The sequence below is a fragment of the Demequina sp. genome, assembly GCF_024642165.1.
Classification (GTDB): domain Bacteria; phylum Actinomycetota; class Actinomycetes; order Actinomycetales; family Demequinaceae; genus Demequina.
Genome location: NZ_JAHEBP010000007.1, coordinates 1 through 19,911, shown reverse-complemented (window position 1 = coordinate 19,911; position 19,911 = coordinate 1). Strand labels below are relative to the sequence as shown.

The 19,911-nt window shown below is 71.0% G+C and carries 20 protein-coding genes; 14 read left to right on the top strand and 6 right to left on the bottom strand.

Annotated elements, in window-relative coordinates; translation table 11 throughout:
* The first annotated feature begins 36 nt into the window (after nt 1–36).
* Nucleotides 37–546: an O-acetyl-ADP-ribose deacetylase gene (locus Q0L54_RS01470; protein ID WP_296664861.1), complete on the top strand. Its 510-nt coding sequence runs from the start codon at nt 37–39 to the stop codon at nt 544–546.
* Between the two features lie 7 nt (nt 547–553).
* Here Q0L54_RS01470 and Q0L54_RS01465 read toward each other — a convergent pair whose 3' ends face one another.
* The 3 genes from Q0L54_RS01465 to Q0L54_RS01455 form a co-directional block, all read right to left on the bottom strand.
* A complete protein-coding gene (locus Q0L54_RS01465; RefSeq protein ID WP_296664859.1) occupies nt 554–1,273 on the bottom strand; it encodes an SDR family oxidoreductase in 720 nt (239 codons plus the stop codon).
* Between the two features lie 99 nt (nt 1,274–1,372).
* Entirely contained in the window at nt 1,373–1,714 is a 342-nt protein-coding gene (locus Q0L54_RS01460) for a hypothetical protein (RefSeq protein ID WP_296664855.1), read from the bottom strand.
* A 1-nt stretch (nt 1,715) separates the two neighbouring features.
* The gene (locus Q0L54_RS01455; RefSeq protein ID WP_296664853.1) at nt 1,716–2,786 is read right to left on the bottom strand and encodes an NAD-dependent epimerase/dehydratase family protein; all 1,071 of its coding nucleotides are present in this window, start codon (nt 2,784–2,786) and stop codon (nt 1,716–1,718) included.
* Nucleotides 2,787–2,896: 110 nt separating this feature from the next.
* Between Q0L54_RS01455 and Q0L54_RS01450 the strand changes: the two genes are divergently transcribed.
* On the top strand, nt 2,897–3,574 hold the full coding sequence (locus tag Q0L54_RS01450) for a hypothetical protein (RefSeq protein WP_296664851.1): 678 nt from the start codon (nt 2,897–2,899) through the stop codon (nt 3,572–3,574).
* Nucleotides 3,575–3,579: 5 nt separating this feature from the next.
* Here the strand turns inward: Q0L54_RS01450 and Q0L54_RS01445 are convergent, their stop codons facing one another.
* Together Q0L54_RS01445 and Q0L54_RS01440 are read right to left on the bottom strand one after the other, a co-directional pair.
* On the bottom strand, nt 3,580–4,080 hold the full coding sequence (locus Q0L54_RS01445) for a GNAT family N-acetyltransferase (protein WP_296664850.1): 501 nt from the start codon (nt 4,078–4,080) through the stop codon (nt 3,580–3,582).
* Between the two features lie 79 nt (nt 4,081–4,159).
* Entirely contained in the window at nt 4,160–5,149 is a 990-nt protein-coding gene (locus Q0L54_RS01440) for a quinone oxidoreductase (RefSeq protein WP_366937917.1), read from the bottom strand.
* 49 nt (nt 5,150–5,198) lie between these two features.
* Here Q0L54_RS01440 and argC point away from each other — a divergent pair, with 49 nt between their 5' ends.
* From argC to Q0L54_RS01395, 9 genes are all read left to right on the top strand, one after another.
* Nucleotides 5,199–6,242 carry an N-acetyl-gamma-glutamyl-phosphate reductase gene (gene argC / locus Q0L54_RS01435; protein ID WP_296664845.1) on the top strand — a complete coding sequence of 348 codons (1,044 nt, stop codon included), beginning with the start codon at nt 5,199–5,201 and terminating at the stop codon, nt 6,240–6,242.
* Nucleotides 6,239–7,414, top strand: coding sequence for a bifunctional glutamate N-acetyltransferase/amino-acid acetyltransferase ArgJ (gene argJ / locus Q0L54_RS01430; RefSeq protein ID WP_296664843.1), 1,176 nt, complete (start codon nt 6,239–6,241; stop codon nt 7,412–7,414). Before argC ends, argJ begins: the two co-directional genes overlap by 4 nt.
* The gene (gene argB / locus Q0L54_RS01425) at nt 7,411–8,322 is read left to right on the top strand and encodes an acetylglutamate kinase (protein ID WP_296664841.1); all 912 of its coding nucleotides are present in this window, start codon (nt 7,411–7,413) and stop codon (nt 8,320–8,322) included. Before argJ ends, argB begins: the two co-directional genes overlap by 4 nt.
* Entirely contained in the window at nt 8,319–9,566 is a 1,248-nt protein-coding gene (locus tag Q0L54_RS01420; RefSeq protein WP_296664839.1) for an acetylornithine transaminase, read from the top strand. The genes argB and Q0L54_RS01420 overlap by 4 nt, the downstream gene beginning before the upstream one ends.
* On the top strand, nt 9,563–10,516 hold the full coding sequence (argF, locus tag Q0L54_RS01415; protein ID WP_296664837.1) for an ornithine carbamoyltransferase: 954 nt from the start codon (nt 9,563–9,565) through the stop codon (nt 10,514–10,516). Before Q0L54_RS01420 ends, argF begins: the two co-directional genes overlap by 4 nt.
* Complete coding sequence (gene argR / locus Q0L54_RS01410; RefSeq protein WP_296664834.1) at nt 10,516–11,004, top strand: arginine repressor; 489 nt, start codon at nt 10,516–10,518, stop codon at nt 11,002–11,004. Before argF ends, argR begins: the two co-directional genes overlap by 1 nt.
* 62 nt (nt 11,005–11,066) lie before the next feature.
* Nucleotides 11,067–12,266 carry an argininosuccinate synthase gene (locus Q0L54_RS01405; RefSeq protein WP_296664833.1) on the top strand — a complete coding sequence of 400 codons (1,200 nt, stop codon included), beginning with the start codon at nt 11,067–11,069 and terminating at the stop codon, nt 12,264–12,266.
* A gap of 128 nt (nt 12,267–12,394) precedes the next feature.
* Nucleotides 12,395–13,825, top strand: a complete 1,431-nt coding sequence (argH, locus tag Q0L54_RS01400; protein ID WP_296664831.1) for an argininosuccinate lyase — start codon at nt 12,395–12,397, stop codon at nt 13,823–13,825.
* A gap of 151 nt (nt 13,826–13,976) precedes the next feature.
* Complete coding sequence (locus tag Q0L54_RS01395) at nt 13,977–15,788, top strand: FG-GAP-like repeat-containing protein (RefSeq protein WP_296664828.1); 1,812 nt, start codon at nt 13,977–13,979, stop codon at nt 15,786–15,788.
* Here the strand turns inward: Q0L54_RS01395 and Q0L54_RS01390 are convergent.
* Nucleotides 15,785–16,258, bottom strand: a complete 474-nt coding sequence (locus tag Q0L54_RS01390) for a YbaK/EbsC family protein (RefSeq protein ID WP_296664827.1) — start codon at nt 16,256–16,258, stop codon at nt 15,785–15,787. The two genes, Q0L54_RS01395 and Q0L54_RS01390, sit on opposite strands and share 4 nt — an antisense overlap.
* A gap of 22 nt (nt 16,259–16,280) precedes the next feature.
* Here Q0L54_RS01390 and Q0L54_RS01385 point away from each other — a divergent pair, with 22 nt between their 5' ends.
* The 3 genes from Q0L54_RS01385 to tyrS are packed head-to-tail and all read left to right on the top strand — an operon-like array spanning nt 16,281 to nt 19,483.
* Nucleotides 16,281–16,865 carry a hypothetical protein gene (locus Q0L54_RS01385; RefSeq protein ID WP_296664825.1) on the top strand — a complete coding sequence of 195 codons (585 nt, stop codon included), beginning with the start codon at nt 16,281–16,283 and terminating at the stop codon, nt 16,863–16,865.
* A 52-nt stretch (nt 16,866–16,917) separates the two neighbouring features.
* Nucleotides 16,918–18,210: an MFS transporter gene (locus Q0L54_RS01380; protein ID WP_296664823.1), complete on the top strand. Its 1,293-nt coding sequence runs from the start codon at nt 16,918–16,920 to the stop codon at nt 18,208–18,210.
* A gap of 7 nt (nt 18,211–18,217) precedes the next feature.
* Nucleotides 18,218–19,483, top strand: a complete 1,266-nt coding sequence (gene tyrS / locus Q0L54_RS01375; protein ID WP_296664821.1) for a tyrosine--tRNA ligase — start codon at nt 18,218–18,220, stop codon at nt 19,481–19,483.
* Nucleotides 19,484–19,911 lie beyond the last annotated feature (428 nt).

Genomic DNA, 19,911 nt, shown 5'->3' with positions numbered 1-19,911 from the left:
CCGTGGCCGACCGGCGACCGTCCGAAAGGCGCTCGGATGACCGCAGTCCTCAAGGTGCGTCGCGCGGACATCACCACGCTCGCGGTGGACGCGATCGTCAACGCGGCGAACTCGTCGCTGCTGGGGGGCGGAGGCGTCGACGGCGCCATCCATCGTGCCGCCGGCCCTGGCCTGCTCGAGGAATGCGGGACGTTGGGCGGGTGCTCGACGGGATCGGCGAAGATCACCGGCGCGTACGATCTGCCATCGCGCCACGTCATCCACGCCGTGGGACCCGTGTGGCATGGCGGGGACCGGGGCGAGGAACGGGCGCTCGCCTCCTGCTACGAGACAGCGATCGCGATCGCGCGGCAGCACGGGCTGCGGTCCATCGCGTTCCCGTCGATCTCCACGGGCGTCTTCGGCTATCCCAAGGACCAGGCGGCGCGCGTGGCGGTCGGGGCCGTGCGGCGCGCGCTCGCCTCGGCGCCGGACGTCACCGAGGTGATCTTCTGCGTGTTCTCGGACCAGGACCTGCAGATCTATCGCGATGCACTCGGTCGCTAGGGCGCCGTCACACCAGGCGGCCACCGCCATCGACGTCGATCACCGCGCCCGTGAGGAACGACTGGGTCATCGCGAACATCACGGCCTCCACCACATCCCGCGGTTCGCCGATCCGCTGCACCGGATATCGCCGCGCCGTTCCGGCGAACATCGCGGAGCGGCCGGCCGGGCTCATGCCGTCATAGACGCCGGAGTCGACCATTCCCGGAGCGATGGTGTTGACGCGCAACGGTGCTATCTCCACCGCGAGCGCCTGCGCGACGCCGATGATGGCCGCATTGGTGGCGCCCATCACCGCGAGGCCGCGTGCGAAGCGTCGGCCCATGATCCCCGAGAGGAACGTGAACGAGCCGCCCGCGTTCATCCGCGGCGCGAGGTGCTTGGCGAGCATCAGCGGGCCCACCGCCTTCGCCGCGTAGGCGCGGGTCGCGGCCGCGGCGTCGACCTGGGCGAGCTTGCCGTTCGCGTGCATCGCGGCGGTGCAGACCACGTGGTCCACCGATCCCACGGCGTCCGCCAGGGCCGCGATCGAGGCCTCGTCCGCGATGTCGGTGACCATCGGCCGTGCGCTGCCGCCGATCTCCTCGGCGGTCGCCCGCACGTTCGCCTCCGTGGGACCAGCCACCACCACCGTGGCGCCCTCCGCCGCCGCGGCGATCGCGATGGCACGTCCCAGGTGTGAGCCGCCGCCCACCACCACCACCGTCTGTCCGTCGAGAACGGGCACCTCACACCTCCGCCTTGGTTGACGCATCGACTTCTCGGTCACCGTAACCCGGGGACCGGCTGTCTCGCAGGGGATGGCGCTCCTGGCGTAGCGCGGACGTCACCCGACGAATGCGCTGCCGATGCCGACGAGGCCGAACACCGTCCCGATGATCGCGAAGGCTCGGGTGGGGCCGTGCGGGGCGCGCAGCAGATACGAGATGACGCCGAGCGCCGCCGCGACCCAGGCGAGCGACGGGACCGTGAGTCCCACGACGCCCAGCGCCGTGGACACGATCGCGAGCGGGAACGCGACCTCCGGGTCCCGGCCGCGTGGCCGATCGGGAGCCGGCGTGCCGTCCCCGAGCTCCTCGGTCCACTCGGCGGGCACCGTGTCCGGGAGTTCCTGGGCGCCGTCGCCGGCGCCGTCCTCGCCCGGCTCGTCGCCTCGATCGCCTGTCACGTCACCGCTCCGGCTGCGCCCGAACCTCGTCGCGCACTCGATCCAGGGCGTCGCGATAGATGGCGGCCACCCGGTCGAGCATGGCGTTGGCCTCATCGTCGATCGTCTGACGCGTGGGATCCGCCTCGAACCACGCGATGGCGGACGCGACGCCATCCGCGAAGGCCGTCCGCGCCGCCCAGCCGGGCACGAGCCGCTTGATCTTCGACGTGTCATAGACCGCGGGGTGCATCTTGTCGCCCCTGATGGAGCCCTCCTCCCACGGGCGCGCTGCGACGAGGGCATCGGAGGGGACATGAACCGTGTGCTCCGCCAGCCGCTCCGGCGTGACCCCGGCGGCGCGGGCGATGGTCCCGTAGATCCCCGTCCAGGTGAGCGCCTCGTCGGAGGTGACGTGCACAGCCTCGCCCAGCGCCGCATCGTTCCCCACCAGGCCGAGCATGCCCGCGGCGACGTCCGACGCGTGGGTGAGGGTCCACAGCGACGTGCCGTCGCCGGGGATCACCACGTCGGCACCGCGGCGCATCCGGTCCACGAGCGTCCACGGGTGCGCCGAGTTCGCCGTGAATCCCGGGATCTTGGAGTCGCCGTACGTGTGTGCGGGCCTCACGATGGTCCACCCGAGTCCCGCCGCTCCGGCGCGCGCGCGCAGCACCCGCTCGCACTCCGCCTTGAGGCGTGCGTACTCCCAGAACTGGTTCTCCTGTTCCGTGTCCTCGGTGAGGGGGTGGAGCCGGTCGAAGGTCGCGTAGGAGGCGGACGTCGCGACCAGGACGTACTGGGCGGTCAGGGCGGCGAAGGTCTCGACATCGTCGGCGACCTGCTCGGGTCGGAACGCGATGAACTGGACCACCGCGTCGAAGCGCTCGCGCCGCAGTCGCATCCCGTGGAGCGCGGATCTCAGCTGCGCGGGATCGGTGGCATCCGCGTGAACCGATCGCACGCCGTCTGGCGCCGTGGCGACCGTCGACCTCCCCCTGGTGACGATCGTCACGTCGTGGCCCGCGGCGGCCGCCTGGGCGACAAGTTCGGAGGAGATGAGCCCGGTGCCGCCCACGATCAGAATGCGCATGACTCGAGCCTACGGGCCTCGAGCGTACCCATGCCCGCATTGACCATGTCGTGGCTTTTGTCCCTTTTGGGCGGGTGGCCACGGCGGCGTTGCGGGCGTACGGTGAGGGCATGGTCGAGGACCTCGTGCCGGAGTTGAGGGCGGCGCTGGGGGCGGTCCTCCCTTCGGGTTGGCGTGACGCCGCCCCGTGGGGATATCCCGCTCAAGGCGAGCTAGCCCTCATCACTGGCGTCTACGCATCCCAGATCCCGCCGGCATCCATTGCCGAGATCGGGGACAATGTCATGCGCCGGCGCCCGGGCAAGCTCCTCGATGATCTGGCCGAGCTGGTCGAGCTCGAGCCCGACGGCATCAGCCAGATCATCGGCGAGCGCTGGGGCGACTCCACGGTGCTCGGGGTGCCGCGCCGCCGCGCCGAGGTCATCCATGAATCCGCCCGGCTGCTGGTGGGCACCGGCATCCGCACCGCGAAGGACTTCCAGGAGGCGGTGCGCGAGCGCGAGCCGTCCGTCGCCAACCTGCTGCTCGCGGTCCGAGGGCTCGGCCCCGGCACGTGGGAGTCGATCGCGTTCATGGTGCACGCCCCCCTCAAGCCCGGGCCCGACGTGGCGGCGTACGTGCGTTCCCTCCTGGGTCCGGATGGCGAGGACCTCGAGCTCGACCAGGTGCGCGAGCTGATCCGGCTCACGGCGCGAAAGTTCGCCGCCGAACAGCGCGTCCTCGCCTTCGCGCTTCGCCAGCACGTCGACGAGCGCGCACGTATGTCGGGGGAGCTGGCCGGGGCCTGAGCCGCTCAGGTCACGAGGCGCGCGAGCAGCGCCACGCGCACCGTGCCGCCCCTGGTGTGCTGCTCCGCGACGCGCTGGAAGCCCAGGTGCTCGTGGAACACCACGGAACCCGGGTTGGGCGGGTCAAGCTGCACCTCGGTGGTGACCTCGGTGGCGCCTCGCTCCCGTGCCCGTTCGAACACGGACTCGTACAGCGCGCGCCCCACGCCGGTGCCGGACGCGGACGACGACACGACGATGCGGTCGATGTACTGGTGTCGCACCCCGCGCGCCTCGAACCAGCGGTAGTTCTCCGACTGGTACGGCTGGCCCATGCCCAGGCTGAGCAGGAAGGCGATGACATCGCGATCCCGGTTGGTCGCCACCAGCGCCACGTCGCACATGCCGTGCAGCTCGGCCACCTCGACCTCGCTGAGGAGATTGACCGCCGGCGCCGCGGCGGCATTCAGCGCCGTGACCGACGTGATGTCGGCCGGCCGCATGACGCGGAGGCGGAGGGTCTGCATGGCTTCATTGTGCCCAAGCGATGTCACGAACGTGTGTCCGGGACACGACCGTCAGGTGAAGCGGCGCGGAATCGACCGCTCAGGGGTGGAGCAGCAGCTTGCCGCTGGTGAGGCGGCCCTCGAGCGCGCGATGCGCCTGCGCCGCCTCCTCCAACGCGTACCCGTGGTCGATCCGGACGCTGAGGTCTCCCAGTGCGAGTCCGTGGAAGATGTCGCTCGAGCGCCACTCGCGCTCATCGGCCGTCGCGATGAAGTCGCTGAGCGTCGGTCGGCTCAGAAAGACGGAGCCCGCGCGGTTGAGCCGCTGCGGGTCCACCGGGGGCACCGGCCCGGATGCCGCTCCGAACAGCACCATGCTGCCGCGGCGCCGCAGCGACGCGAGAGACCCGTCGAAGGTGGTGCGGCCCACGCCGTCGTACGCCGCGTGGACGCCCTCGGGCACCAGTTCGCGTACCGCGACGGGCAGTTCGGTGGAGACATCCGCCATCTCGTCGTAGCGCAACACGTGGGTGGCGCCGGCCTGCAGTGCGATCCGGGCCTTGTCCTCGGTGCTCACGGTGCCGATCACGCTGGCGCCGCGTGCCACCGCGAGCTGGGTCAGGAGCAGGCCCACGCCGCCGGCGGCGGCGTGAATCAGCACCGTGTCACCCGGCAGCACCGTGTACGACGAGGTGACCAGGTAGTGCGCCGTGAGTCCCTGGAGGATCACGGCGGCCGCCATGTCCAGCTCGACATCCTCGGGGACCACGTACAGATCCGTGGCGGGCACCAGCACGTACTCGGCGTAGGAGGCCGCGGTGAACGCCCATGCGACGCCCTCGCCCTCGACGAAGTCCTCGACGCCCTCGCCCACCTCGACGATCTGCCCGGCGCCCTCCTTGCCGGGAACGAAGGGGAGCGGCAGCGGGTACGCGCCCGAGCGCTGATAGGTGTCGATGAAGTTGACGCCGGCGGCCTCCACGCGCACCACGACGTGACCAGGGGTGGCGACGGGGCGGGGCAGCTCGACGGACTCGAGCACCTCGGGCCCGCCCGGCTTCATCACCTGGATCGCTCTCACAAGGAGCATGGTACGTGGTGTGATCCTAGGTTATGCAGTGGTGTGTATAGTCATTCATATGAGCATCTCCGTGGCCGTGTCCGGCGCCTCCGGCTACGTCGGCGGCGAGGTGCTGCGCGTGTTCTCCGCCCATCCCGACGTCGAGTTCGGCGCGTTGACGGCGCACTCGAGCGCCGGTGACGCCCTGGGCGCGCATCAGCCGCACCTGCGTCACCTGGCCGATCGCGTCATCGTCGACACCACGCCGGAGACGCTCGCCGGACACGACGTCGTGGTGCTCGCGCTGCCGCATGGCGCCTCGGCGGCCGTCGCCGCCCAGCTGCCGCCCGAGACCCTGGTCATCGACTGCGGTGCCGACCACCGGCTCGCGGACGCGCGGGCGTGGGCCGAGTACTACGGGGGTGAGCATGCCGGCACGTGGCCCTACGGCATGCCCGAGCTCCTCACCGCCGCCGGTCGTCAGCGCGACGCCCTCGCGGGGGTGAAGCGCATCGCCGTCCCGGGATGCAACGTCACCGCCGTGACGCTGGCGCTTCAGCCCGGCGTCGCCGCGGGCGTGGTCGACGCGGCCGATGTGGTCGCGGTGCTCGCGAACGGCTACTCCGGCGCGGGCAAGAAGCTCGCGACGCATCTGCTCGCCTCGGAGGCGCTCGGCGCAGCGCAGCCGTACGGCGTGGGAGGCTCGCACCGCCACATCCCTGAGATCATCCAGAACCTCGAGTCCGCCGGCGCGTCCGGCGTGCGGCTGAGCTTCACGCCCACGCTGGTGCCCATGGCGCGGGGGATCCTCGCGACCGTGACCGCCCCGCTCGCGCGCGGCGTGCACGTCGAGGCGGTGCGCGACGCCTGGGAGGCCGCGTACGCCGACGAACCCTTCGTCCACCTGCTCCCCGAGGGGCAGTGGCCCAGCACGGCCGCGACCCTCGGCGCGAACACGGCGCTGATGCAGGTCGCCGTCGACGGCAAGGCCGGCCGGGTGGTCATCGTGTGCGCGATCGACAACCTGGTCAAGGGCACCGCGGGGGCGGCGCTGCAGTCGATGAACATCGCCCTGGGTCTCGAGGAGACCGCTGGGCTCACCACGATCGGAGTCGCGCCATGAGCATCACGGCCGCACAGGGATTCGTCGCCGCCGGCGTGGCCGCGGGCCTGAAGTCCACGGGCGCCCGCGACGTCGCACTCGTGGTCAACGAGGGACCCGAGCGGGTCGCTGCCGGCGTGTTCACCTCGAACCGCGTGGTCGCCGCACCCGTGACCTGGTCGCGCCAGGTCGTGTCCGACGGTCGCGTCGATGCCGTCATCCTCAACTCAGGCGGGGCGAATGCCGCCACCGGGCCCGCGGGCTTCCTCGACACCCACCGCACCGCCGAGCACGTCGCCGCCGCCCTCGCCGAGCACGGCCGCGAGGTCTCGTCCGGCGACGTCGCCGTGTGCTCGACGGGACTGATCGGCGTGCGGCTGCCCATGGACCGCCTGCTCGCCGGGGTCGACGCTGCCGCGGCCGGGTTGGCGGCGGACGGCGGGGACCATGCGGCTCACGCCATCATGACCACCGACACCGTGCCCAAGCAAGCCGTCGCACAGCGAGCCGGCTGGAGCGTGGGCGGGATGGCGAAGGGCGCGGGCATGCTCGCGCCGGGCCTCGCGACCATGCTCTGCGTGATCACCACGGACGCCTCGGTCACCGTCGGGCGGGCCGATGCGGCCCTGCGCGCCGCGACCCGGCGCACCTTCGATCGCGTCGACTCCGACGGCTGCATGTCCACCAACGACACGGTGCTGCTGCTCGCCTCGGGCGCCTCCGGCATCGTCCCCGCCGCGGGCGAGTTCGAGGAGGCCCTGACGGAGGTGTGCGCCGCGCTGGCGCGAGGGCTGGTGGCGGATGCCGAGGGCGCCAGTCACGAGATCGCCGTGACGGTCACGAACGCCACCACCGAGGACGCCGCGGAGGCCGTGGCGCGGGCCATCACCCGCTCCAATCTCTTCAAGGCCGCGATCTTCGGCAACGACCCCAACTGGGGCCGCATCATCTCCGCCGCGGGCACCGTGCCGGAGTCGATCGCGCCGTACGACGCGACCGCGCTCGACGTCACCGTCAACGGCATCCAGGTGTGCCGCGCCTCGGGCGTGGGCGACGATCGCGATCTGGTGGACCTGAGCGGCCGCGAGGTGCGCATCGTCCTGGATCTGCACGCCGGTGGCTCCTCGGCGACCGTCTGGACCAATGACCTCACTCACGACTACGTCCACGAGAACAGCGCGTACTCCTCATGACAGATATCGACACCCCCGACCTCACTCCGCGCCAGAAGGTGGGCGTGCTCATCGACGCCATGCCATGGATCGAGACGTTCCACGGCGCCATCGTGGTGGTCAAGTACGGCGGCAACGCCATGATCGACGAGGACCTGAAGCGCGCCTTCGCGCAGGACATCGTTCACCTGCGGCTGCTGGGCCTGCACCCCGTGGTGGTCCACGGCGGCGGCCCCCAGATCTCCGGGATGCTGTCCAAGCTGGGCATCGAGTCGGAGTTCCGTGGCGGCCTGCGGGTCACCACGCCCGAGGCGATGGACGTGGTCCGGATGGTGCTCACCGGGCAGGTCTCGCGCGAGCTCGTGGGGCTCATCAACGACCACGGCCCCTACGCGGTCGGGCTCTCCGGCGAGGACGCCGGCATGCTGCAGGCGAAGCGCCGCCACGCGATGGTGGACGGCGAGCCTGTCGACATCGGGCTGGTCGGGGACGTGGTCAAGGTCAATCCCGGCGCCGTCACCGACATCATCCAGGCGGGCCGCATCCCCGTGGTCAGCACCGTGGCCCCCGACGTGGACGACCCGACCACCGTGCTCAATGTCAACGCGGACACCGCGGCCGCGGCGATCTCCATCGCGCTGCGGGCCCGCAAGCTGATCGTCCTGACCGACGTCGAGGGCCTCTACGGCAACTGGCCCGACCGCGACTCCCTCATCAGCTCGATCAGCGCAGCGAACCTCGAGCAGCTGCTGCCCACGCTGGAGTCCGGCATGCGCCCCAAGATGGAGGCGTGCCTGCGCGCCGTCCGTGGCGGGGTGCCGCAGGCCCACGTGATCGACGGGCGCGAGGCCCACTCCATCCTCGCCGAGGTATTCACGTCCGCCGGCTCCGGCACCATGGTGGTCCAGGACAAGGAGATCTGGGTATGAGCGGGCAGCACGCGGAGGCGCCGGGCGAGCACGGCGGGGCCGGGCTCGAGCGCGGCCGCGTGGACCTCCAGCGCTACGAGCACTCGCTCATGGGCACCTATGGGCAGCCGATGCGCGTCCTCGCACGTGGCGAGGGCAGCTGGGTCTGGGATGCAGACGGCAACCGCTACCTCGACCTGTTGGGGGGCATCGCGGTCAACGCGCTCGGGCACGCGCACCCCGCGTGGGTGGCGGCGATCGCCCATCAGGCGGCGACGCTCTCTCACACGTCGAACTTCTTCGCCACCGAGCCGCAGATCCGGCTCGCCGAGCGGCTGCTCGAGCTGGCTCAGGCGCCGCCCGGATCCCGCGTCTTCTTTGCGAACTCGGGTACGGAGGCGAATGAGGCCGCGTTCAAGATGGCCCGGAAGACCGGCAAGCGCACCGTGATCGCCCTCGACGAGGGCTTCCACGGCAGGTCGATGGGGGCGCTGTCGATGACGGGCAAGGAGTCGATCCGGGCGCCGTTCACTCCGCTGCTGGAGCGCGTGGTGTTCGTGCCCCGCGACGATACGGACGCCCTGCACGCCGCCGTGACCGAGGCCGGCGAGGACCTCGCAGCGGTCATCGTCGAGCCCATCCAAGGCGAGTCGGGAGTTCGCCCGCTCGCCCACGCGTTCCTGGCCGCGGCCCGCGAATTGACCCTGCAGCACGAGGCGCTGCTCATCATGGACGAGGTCCAGACCGGCGTGGCCCGCACGGGCGCCTGGTTCGCGCATCAGCTCCACGGGATTCGACCCGACGTCATGACGCTCGCGAAGGGCTTGGGCGGAGGTTTCCCCATCGGCGCGGTGGTCGCCTTCGGCGAGCGGGCGGGCGCGCTGCTCGCGAAGGGCGACCACGGCACCACGTTCGGCGGAAACCCGCTCGCCGCCGCGGCCGCGCTCGCCACCCTCGATGTCATCGAGGAGGAGGGCCTGCTCGCCCACGCCAAGGCGCTCGGGGAGCACCTGCGTACCGCGCTGGGAGCGATCGACGGGGTCGTGGAGGTGCGCGGCGAGGGTCTCATGCTCGGCATCGGGCTGTCCGCGGCGGTGAGTGCAGACGTGGCGCGCGCCGCGGTCGAGGCCGGCTTCATCGTGAACCCGCCGTCTCCCGACACCATCCGCCTGGTGCCGGCACTCACGCTCACCCGACCCGAGGCGGACCTGTTCGTCGCCTGGATGGCGGACCACGGATCTCGCATCGTGAGGGAGGCGTCATGACCGGAACCTCCGCCGCGGCACCCACCCGCCACTTCCTGCGCGACGACGACATCACGGCCGCGGAGCAGCGCGAGATACTCGAGCTGGCGCTGGCCTTCCGTGGCGATCGACACCTCGAACAGCCCTTCGCCGGGCCGCGCGCGGTCGCCGTCATCTTCGACAAGCCGTCGACGCGCACCCGCGTGTCCTTCTCGACCGGCATCGCGGAGCTCGGCGGTTACCCGCTCGTGATCGACTCCGCCTCGTCGCAGCTGGGGCGCGGCGAGTCCGTCGCCGACACGGCGCGCGTGCTCGAGCGGATGGTGAGCGCGATCGTGTGGCGCACGTTCGGCCAGGAGCTCATCGAGGAGATGGCCGCCCACTCGTCGGTGCCGGTGGTCAACGCCCTCACCGACTCGTTCCACCCGTGCCAGATCCTCGCGGACCTCGCCGCCGTGGCCGACGCTCGAGGGGGCGTCGACGCCCTCGCCGGACTCACCCTCGCGTACGTGGGCGACGGCGCCAACAACATGGCGCACTCGTATCTTCTCGGGGGCGCGCTCGCCGGCATGCACGTGCGCGTGGGAGCGCCGGGAGACTACCTGCCGGACGAGCGCATCGTGCTGGACGCGAAGCGGATCGCCGCGGAGCAGGGCGGCTCGATCACGGTCACCACCGACCACGACGACGCCGTCAGCGGCGTCGACGTGATCGCCACCGACACCTGGGTGTCCATGGGCGACGAGGGCGAGTACGAGTCCCGCTCCGGGGTGTTCTCCGGCTACCAGGTCAACGGGCGGTCGCTCGAGATCGCCGCCGACGGCGCCCAGGTGCTGCACTGCCTGCCGGCCTATCGTGGCAAGGAGATCACGGCCGAGGTCATCGACGGTCCGCAGTCCCTGGTCTGGCTCGAGGCGGAGTACCGCCTGCACGCCCAGAAGGCGCTGCTGGCCTGGTTGGCGAGGCACTGATGGCGGCCACGATCCCCGCGACCAAGACGGCACGGCAGGCGCTGGTCTCGCGCCTGATCGAGGGCCTCGAGATCCGCTCCCAGGCGGAGTTGGCGCACCTGCTCGAGGCGGAGGGCATCCATGTCACGCAGGCCACCTTGTCCCGCGATCTGCTTGACATCGGCGCGGTCAAGTTCCGCGCCGCCTCGGGTCAGATGGTCTACACCACCCAGGCCTCGCTCGAGGCGAGCGAGGACACCGACGCCCGGCTGACGCGGCTGTGCGCCGAGCTCCTGCACTCCGCGGATGGCTCGGGCAACATCGCGGTGCTGCGCACCCCGGCGGGCGCGGCCCAGTTTCTGGCCACCGGCATCGACGGTCACGATGATCCCGACATCGTCGGTACCGTCGCCGGAGACGACACCCTGCTGGTGGTCTCGCGCGACCCGGCGGGCGGTGCCCGCCTCGCCGGCAAGTTCCTCGACCGCGCGAGCGGTCTGCACAGCTGAAGCCGTCCCCTGATTCCCCGTCCCCGCATCCCCGTCCCCCTGTATCTGAAGAAGGAAGTCACATGTCAGAGCGCATCGTCCTGGCCTACTCGGGAGGTCTCGACACCTCCGTCGCCATCGGCTGGATCGCCGAGGCGACCGGAGCCGAGGTGGTCGCCGTCGCCGTCGACGTCGGTCAGGGCGGTGAGGACCTCGAGGTCATCCGCCAGCGCGCCCTGGACTGCGGCGCCGTCGAGGCGTACGTCGCCGACGCCCGCGACGAGTTCGCCGAGGAGTACTGCATGCCGGCGCTCAAGGCCAACGCGATGTACCACGACAAGTACCCGCTGGTGTCGGCCCTGTCCCGGCCCGTCATCGTCAAGCACCTCGTGAAGGCCGCGCAGGAGTTCGGCGCGGGCACGGTGGCGCACGGCTGCACCGGCAAGGGAAACGACCAGGTGCGCTTCGAGGTGGGCATCGTGTCGCTCGCCCCGGATCTCAAGTGCATCGCGCCGGTGCGCGACCTCGCCCTCACCCGCGACAAGGCGATCGACTACGCCGAGCGCAACGCGCTGCCCATCGCGACCACCAAGAAGAACCCGTTCTCGATCGATCAGAACGTCTGGGGCCGTGCAGTCGAGACGGGCTTCCTCGAGGACATCTGGAACGCGCCCACCAAGGACGTCTACGACTACACCGACGACCCGGCGTTCCCGCCCGTCCCGGACGAGGTGATCATCGCGTTCGAGAGGGGCGTGCCGGTCGCGATCGACGGCCAGGCCGTCACCCCGCTCCAGGCGATCGAGGAGATGAACCGCCGCGCCGGCGCCCAGGGCATCGGTCGCATCGACATCGTCGAGGACCGCCTGGTGGGCATCAAGAGCCGCGAGATCTACGAGGCGCCGGGTGCCGTCGCGCTCGTCGAGGCGCACCGTGAGCTCGAGAACGTCACCCTCGAGCGCGAGCAGGCGCGGTACAAGCGGCGCTTGGGCCAGGAGTGGACCGAGCTGGTCTACGACGGCATGTGGTCCTCGCCCCTCAAGAAGTCGCTCGACGCGTTCATCGAGGACACGCAGCGGTACGTCAACGGCGAGATCCGGATGCTGCTCCACGGCGGTAAGCCGGTGGTCACCGGGCGTCGCTCGGAGACGGGCCTCTACGACTTCAACCTGGCCACCTACGACGAGGGCGACACGTTCGACCAGTCGGCGGCGCGTGGGTTCATCGAGATCTACGGGCTGGCGGCCAAGCAGGCGGCGGCGCGCGAGGCCCGCCTGGCCTAGGCTCGGAAGATAGCGCTCGGGGCCGCGTCGCCGTCGCGCGACGGACGGCGCGGCCTTGGCGCCGTCCGGCGCCTTCGACTTCCCTTGGAGGGACGATGCGGCGGCACGCAACGGAGAGGGGAGTCACCATGTCCGAGGAGTCCGGCACCAACGAGGGCGCCCTCTGGGGCGGCCGTTTCGAGAGCGGTCCCGACGCGGCGCTCGCTCGCCTGTCCAAGTCGACACACTTCGACTGGCGGTATGCGGACGATGACCTGCTCGGGTCGATCGCTCATGCGCACGGCCTCCAGCGCGCGGGCCTGCTCACCGAGGCCGAGGCGGACCGCATGGTCGCCGCGCTGGGCGCCATGCGTGCCGACGTGGCCGCGAGAACCCTGCTGCCGGCCGAGTCCGACGAGGACGTCCACGGTGCGCTCGAGCGCGTGCTCATCGAGCGTGTGGGTGCCGAGCTGGGGGGCAAGCTACGTGCCGGGCGCTCCCGGAACGACCAGATCGCGACGCTGCCGCGGATGTACCTGCGCCGTCACGCGCGCCTCATCGCCTCCCAGCTGCTCGACCTGGTCGACGCGCTGCTGGGGCAGGCGGATCGGCACCTCGACGCCCCCATGCCGGGGCGGACCCACTTCCAGCACGCCCAACCCGTGACGCTCGGGCACGCGCTCATGGCACACGCCTGGCCACTGCTGCGCGACGTCGAGCGCCTCACGGACTGGGATGCGCGCGCGGCCTTCTCGCCGTACGGTGCGGGAGCGCTCGCCGGCAGCACGCTCGGGCTCGACCCGGCTGCCGTCGCCACGGAGTTGGGCTTCGCCGGTCCGACCGAAAACTCGATCGATGCCACCGCCTCCCGCGACGTGGTCGCGGAGTTCGCGTGGGTCGCCGCGATGATCGGCGTGGACCTGTCGCGCATCTCCGAGGAGATCATCGCGTGGTCCACGGTCGAGTTCGGCTTCGTGGGCCTCGACGACGCGTACTCGACGGGGTCGAGCATCATGCCGCAGAAGAAGAACCCCGACATCGCGGAGCTCGCGCGGGGCAAGGCGGGGCGCCTCATCGGCGACCTCACGGGAATCCTCGCCACGCTCAAGGGCCTGCCGCTCGCCTACAACCGCGACCTCCAGGAGGTGCACGAGCCGGCGTTCGACGGGGTCGACACCCTGGAGACCGTGCTGCCCGCCTTCACCGGGATGGTGAGGACGCTCGTGTTCCGCGTCGACCGGCTCGCGGAGCTGGCGCCCGCCGGCTTCTCGCTCGCGACGGACATCGCCGAGTGGTTGGTGAAGCAGGGCGTCCCGTTCCGTGAGGCCCACGAGGTCGCCGGCGCGTGCGTGCGCCTGTGCGAGAAGCGCGGCAAGGACCTGCACCAGCTCACCCCGCAGGAGATGGAGGCGATCCATCCCGCGCTCACGCCGGGCGTGCTGGAGGTGCTCACCGTCGAGGGCTCGCTCGCCGCGCGTTCGGGCGCCGGCGGCACCGCGCCGTCGCAGGTGGCCGAGCAGGGCAAGCAGGCGCGCGCCAGGGTGAGACATTTCCGACCCTGGGGTGCCTCCGCCAGCTGACCGGAGTTATGCTCGGCAGGACACGACGTTGTGCGTCGGTCCCGTCAAGGGGCCGAGACCCGCTCCGAGGGGGAGCGAGTTGCACGATCGTTCGGGTGCCTTGAGGGGGGTCCTGAGCATGAGTGGACGAGTGCGCGCTGAGGGGCGCGACATGCCGACGAGAGGTGCGGCCGCGCTGCATCCCACACGGGCGCCGATGCGCGCCATCGCGGTCGCGTGCGCGGCCATCGGGCTGTGGGCCATCCATCCCGCCGCGGCCGATGCCGCGAGCGACGATGACGCGCCGCGCTTCTCGATGCCGTTCGCGTGCGGTGAGGTCTGGCGTGGCGCCACGCGCACGGCGCACTCCTCGTGGGAGGACGGCAACGTCACCGGCAACGAGTACGCCGTCGACTTCAACAGGACCGGCGACCGCGGCATGCCGGTGGTGGCCAGCGCGGACGGCGTCGCGCAGCGGATGAACGGCACCCGCACCAACAACATCCGGGTGGACCACGGCAACGGCTGGTTCACGTTCTACGCCCACATGGACCTCGAGAAGCCGCTCGCGGACGGCACGGCGCACGCGGTGTCGCGGGGCGACGTCCTGGGCTACGTCTCGAACGTGGGAACCGAGGGCCCCCACCTTCACTATGCGCAGGCCGTGGGCGTAGGCACCGGCCGATACCGGCAGGTCGCGGCGTCCTTCGAGGGCCATGCCTTCGCGTACGGAACGTCCCTCGCGAGCCGCAATTGCGGGCTCGAGGGTCATGCCGCGCTCTCCCACCACGGCGTGGGGCCGTGGAACGTCGACATCGACGGTGACCGGGCGGCGGACATCGTGCGCTTCACGGGACTCTCCGGCGACCAGGACGACGGTGGCTGGCAGGCCTCGTTCGGCGGCACCGCGATGTCCGGCTGGCGTCAGGTCTTCGACAGCATCACCGCACCGTCCGCACGCGAGATGGAGTTCGGCGACTTCGACGGCGACGGATCTACGGACGTGCTGCGCTTCACGGGCGAGCGCGGCGAGGACGGCGGCTGGAGGGTGGCGTTCGGCACCTCGAGCGGTCGGATGGCGGGCTGGCGTGAGGTCTCCGACAGCATCACCACGCCGTCGGAGCGGGAGATGGTGCTGGGGGACTTCGACGGCGACGGATCCACGGATGTGCTGCGCTTCACGGGCGAGCAGGGAGCCGATGCGGGGTGGCGGGTGGCCTTCGGCGGCGCGGGGCGGAGCATGTCGGGCTGGCGTCAGGTGTTGGACAGCGCGACAGCGCCGTCCACGGACGAGATGGTGCTGGGGGACTTCGACGGCGACGGATCGACGGACGTGCTGCGGTTCACTGGCGATCAGGGAGCCGATGCGGGGTGGCGTGTGGCCTTCGGCGGCGAGGGCCGCGGCATGTCGGGCTGGCGTCAGGTGTTGGACAGCGCGACAGCGCCGTCCACGGACGAGCTGGTGCTGGGGGACTTCGACGGCGACAGCGCTACCGATGTGCTGCGGTTCACGGGCGAGCAGGGAGCCGATGCGGGGTGGCGTGTGGCTTTCGGCGGTGACAACCGGCTGATGAAGGGCTGGCGCCAGGTGCTCGACAGCGCCACCGCGCCGTCTACCCACGAGCTCGCCTACGGTGACTTCGACGGAGACCTCAGCACCGACGTCCTGCGGTTCACCGGTGCCGAGGGCGAGGACGGCGGCTGGCGCCTCGCGTTGGGCGGCGAGGACCGCCTCATGAAGGGCTGGCGCCACGTGCTGAACAGCGCCGCGGCGCCGTCGAACCGCGAGATGGCGGTCGGGGACTTCGACGGGGATGGAACCACCGACGTCGTGAAGTTCACCGGCACCCGGGATTCGGGCGAGCACACGGGATGGATGATCTCCGACGGCGGCGAGCAGCCGCTGACCGCGTGGCGCTCCGCCCGCGACTCGGAGACCACGCCCTCGACCCGTGAGATGTCGGTGACGCCGCTCGTCGGTTAGGCGTGCTCGTCGACCGTGACCTCGGTGGCGTCGGTGATCGCGCGGAGGTCGTTGTAGGCGATCTCGAACACGGAGTGAGGCGTGCCCGCGGCGGCCCAGAGCTCTCCGTGCTTCTTCAGCTCGACGTCGATGTAGGTGGGCAGCGGTGCGGGGTGGCCCACGGGTGCGACGCCACCGATCGGTTGACCGGTCGCGGTGCGCACCCTGGCAGCATCCGCCCGGGTGATCGCGGCCACGCCCACCTGGCGAGCCAGGAGATCCGTGTCGACGCGGTGCGAGCCGCTGGTGAGGACCAGGATCGGCGAGCCGTCCGCGAGGAACACGAGGCTTGACGCGATGGCGCCCACCTCGCACCCGAGCGCGGCGGCGGCCTCGGCGGCGGTGCGGGTCGAATCGGCGAGGCTCCTGACCTGGGAGTGGAGGCCGTGCGATGCCAGGATGTCCAAGATCTTCGCGCTCGAGGGGTGCATGCCTCCACCGTATCCTGGGTCGGTGCCAAATCCGGGGGTGAAGCAGCTCGCGACCGCTCTGCGCGTAGCCATCCCCAGGCTGGGCGGCACGCGCTTGCTGCTCGTCGACGGGCCCGCCGGGTCGGGAAAGACCACGTTGGCGGACGCGATCGCCGGCGCCTTGGGCGTCGACTCCCGCGCGGAGTGCCCCGTGCAGGTTCTCCATGGTGATGACATGTACGAGGGGTGGTCGGGCCTCGCCACGCTCGATGGCGTCCTGATCGACGGCGTGCTCGACCCATTGTCACGCGGCGAGTCAGGCACGTTCCGCCGGTGGGACTGGCACCTGGGCAGGCGCGCCGAGAAGATCGTGGTGCCGCCCCGCCCGTTCCTCGTGGTCGAAGGCGTGGGCGTCGCCTCGCGCCGGGCGCGGGCCCACGCATCGATGCTCATCTACGTGGACGCGCCGTGGGAGACCCGGATCGCGCGCGGCATCGCCCGCGACGGCGAGGCGATGCGCGAGGAGTGGGAGCGGTGGCAGGTCTCCGAGGCCGCGCATCTCGAGGCCGCAGGCACCCGCGACGCCGCGGACGTGGTGCTCGATGGCACCGCGCCTGTGCCCGCCTGAGGCGCGTCGCCCACGTCGACCCACGATCGCTCAGCGGTGCCATGCTGGGCCCATGAGCGCTGAGTCCGCAGTGCAGGACGCGCCCGAACAGCGCCGCACCCTGCTGGTGCTCGCATCCGCGCAGGTGCTCTCCGGTTTCGGGCTCGCCGCGGGCATCACGGTGGGCGCGCTCCTGGCTCAGGACATGCTCGGATCGACGTCACTAGCGGGCCTGCCCGCGCTCCTGTTCACGGCGGGCTCCGCGCTGGCGGCCGCCGCGATGGGGCGCGTCTCGCAGCGGCGGGGACGTCGCGACGGCCTCGCCGCCGGGCTCGCCGCGGGTGCCGTCGGCGGAGCCGGGGTGGTGGCGGCGGCCGTCGTGGGGAGTCCGGCGCTGCTGTTCGCCTCGCTGTTCGTCTACGGCGCCGGGTCGGCATCCAACCTTCAGGCGCGATACGCCGGTGCGGACCTGGCGGCCGAGCATCGTCGCGGCAGGGCGGTTGCCGTGGTCCTGGTCGCGACGACCGTGGGCGCGGTGGCAGGGCCCGCTCTCGCGGGCGTGGTGGGTGACGTCGCCGAGGGCCTGTCGATACCGCGCCTCGCGGGTCCGTTCGCGCTCGCGAGCGTCGCGTACGGGCTGGGCGCGGTGGTGTTGTGGGTGGCGCTGCGACCGGATCCGCTGCTGCTGGCTCGCGCCCGCGCGGCGGAGCAGGCGGCCGCGCCGTCGCCAGCCGGGCTCGGCGACGCTCATGCCGAAGACGCCGCGACGCGCTCGGCCGCGCCCACGGCGGGGCGCTCGACGGGCGCCGCCGGGGTACGCCTCGGCGCCGCGATCATGATCGTGACCCAGATCGTGATGATCGCCGTCATGACCATGACGCCGATCCACATGCGCGGCCACGGCCACGACGTCTCGGCCATCGGAATCGTGATCGGCGTCCACGTGGCGGCCATGTTCCTGCCCGCACCCCTGTCCGGATGGCTGGTCGACCGGTTCGGGCCGCTGCCGGTGGGTGTCGCAGCCGCCGCGACCCTGGCCGCCGCCGGCGTGGTGAGCGCGGTCGCACCCGTGGACTCGTTGCCGCTGCTCATCGTCGCTCTCGCTCTGCTCGGCCTGGGGTGGAGCCTCGGACTTGTCGCGGGAACCGCGCTCGTCACGGCCTCGGCGCCCGTCGAACGGCGCGCCAGCGTCCAGGGTTCGGTCGACTTCCTCATCGCGATCGCGGGGGCCACGGGCGGTGGAGCGTCCGGCATCGTCATGGCCCACTCGAGTTACGGGGCACTGGCGCTCGGCGGAGGCGTCCTTGCGCTGGTGCTGGTGCCCTTCATGATCGGCGGGCCGCGCTCGGCGCGGCTGGCACAATGACCCCATCATGACTGAGCACATCCTTGACGAGCTCGGCTGGCGCGGGCTCATCGCCCTGACCACCGGTGAAGACGAGCTGCGTGCGGCGCTGGACGCCGGCCCGGTGACGCTGTACTGCGGGTTCGATCCCACGGCACCCAGCCTGCACATCGGCAACCTGGTGCAAATCCTCACCGTGCGGCGGTTTCAGGACGCCGGGCATCTTCCGCTCATGCTGGTGGGGGGTGCCACGGGCCTGATCGGCGATCCCAAGATGGCGGGAGAGAGGACCCTCAACCCCGTCGACGTGGTGCACGCCTGGGTCGAGCGCATCCGCGGGCAGATCGAGCCGTTCATGCGATTCGACGGCGACAACGCGGCGCGCATGGTCAACAACTTCGAGTGGACCAAGGACATGTCCGCGATCGAGCTGCTGCGGGACGTCGGGAGGCACTTCCGCCTCGGCACCATGCTCGCGAAGGACACGGTCGCGCGTCGTCTCAGCTCGGATGAGGGGATCTCCTACACGGAGTTCAGCTACCAGGTCATGCAGGGCATGGATTTCCTCGAGTTGTACCGCCGTTACGGCTGCACGTTGCAGACGGGAGGCTCGGACCAATGGGGCAACCTGACCTCCGGCACCGAGCTGACGCGCAAGGCGGAGGGCGTCTCGGTCCATGCGCTGGCGACGCCACTCATCACCAAGGCGGACGGAACCAAGTTCGGCAAGACGGAGTCCGGGACGGTATGGCTGGACCCGGCCATGACCAGCCCGTATGCCTTCTACCAGTTCTGGCTCAACCAGGCCGATGCGGATGTGACGGGATACCTCAAGGTCTTCACGTTCCTGAGTCGGGATGCGATCGCCGAGCTCGAGCGCAAGGTCGCCGATGAACCGTTCCGCAGGGAAGCCCAGCGAACCCTTGCGTGGGAGGTGACCACGCTGGTGCACGGTGAGGTCGCGGCGCAGGGCGCGGTCGACGCCTCGCAGGCGCTGTTCGGCCGGGGAGAGCTCGGCTCGCTGGACGAGGCGACGCTCGCCGGCTGCGCTCAGGAGCTGGGCGGAGTCGAGCTTGATACCGGCACGTCGATCACGGATGCCTTGGTCGCGACCGGCATCGTCGACTCGCGCTCTGCGGCGCGGCGGGCTGTTCAGGAGGGTGGCGCGTACGTCAACAACGTGCGCGTCGACGACCCTGAACTGGTGATCGGTGACGATCACTCCCTGGCGGGCGGCTGGACCGTGATCCGGAGGGGCAAGAAGTCGGTCGGGCTGGTGCGAACCGCGCAGTGAACCGGGACCTGCTAGGGCCCGAGATCCGTGCGTCTAGCAGGAGAGAAGTCCGCGACACGCCCGAGATCCACGTGATTTGACTGAAGGTCGGCGCGCCCCGTAATGTCTACCCCGTTGCCAACGACGGAAGCGCTCGGCGGAGGACTGAAGAAGGCCCCGCGAGAAACGCCCGATAGGCAACACCATGATCCAGCGGAAGCGGCGGACGCATGCATGCGTCCCGCACCAAGCGCCAGATCGAACGCGCTCTTCGTCGCGCGAACCGCGTCTTTGAGGCACTGAGTGCCGATTTGACGAGGGGAGACGCGAAGAGTAAGTTAGAAGGGTTGTCCCGAGCCTGGTCCTTGTGGGGGTTGGGTTGGGTGCGCGTCCGAAACTTGAGAACTCAACAGTGTGCCACATGTCGATGCCAAAATTTCTGGTGTCTG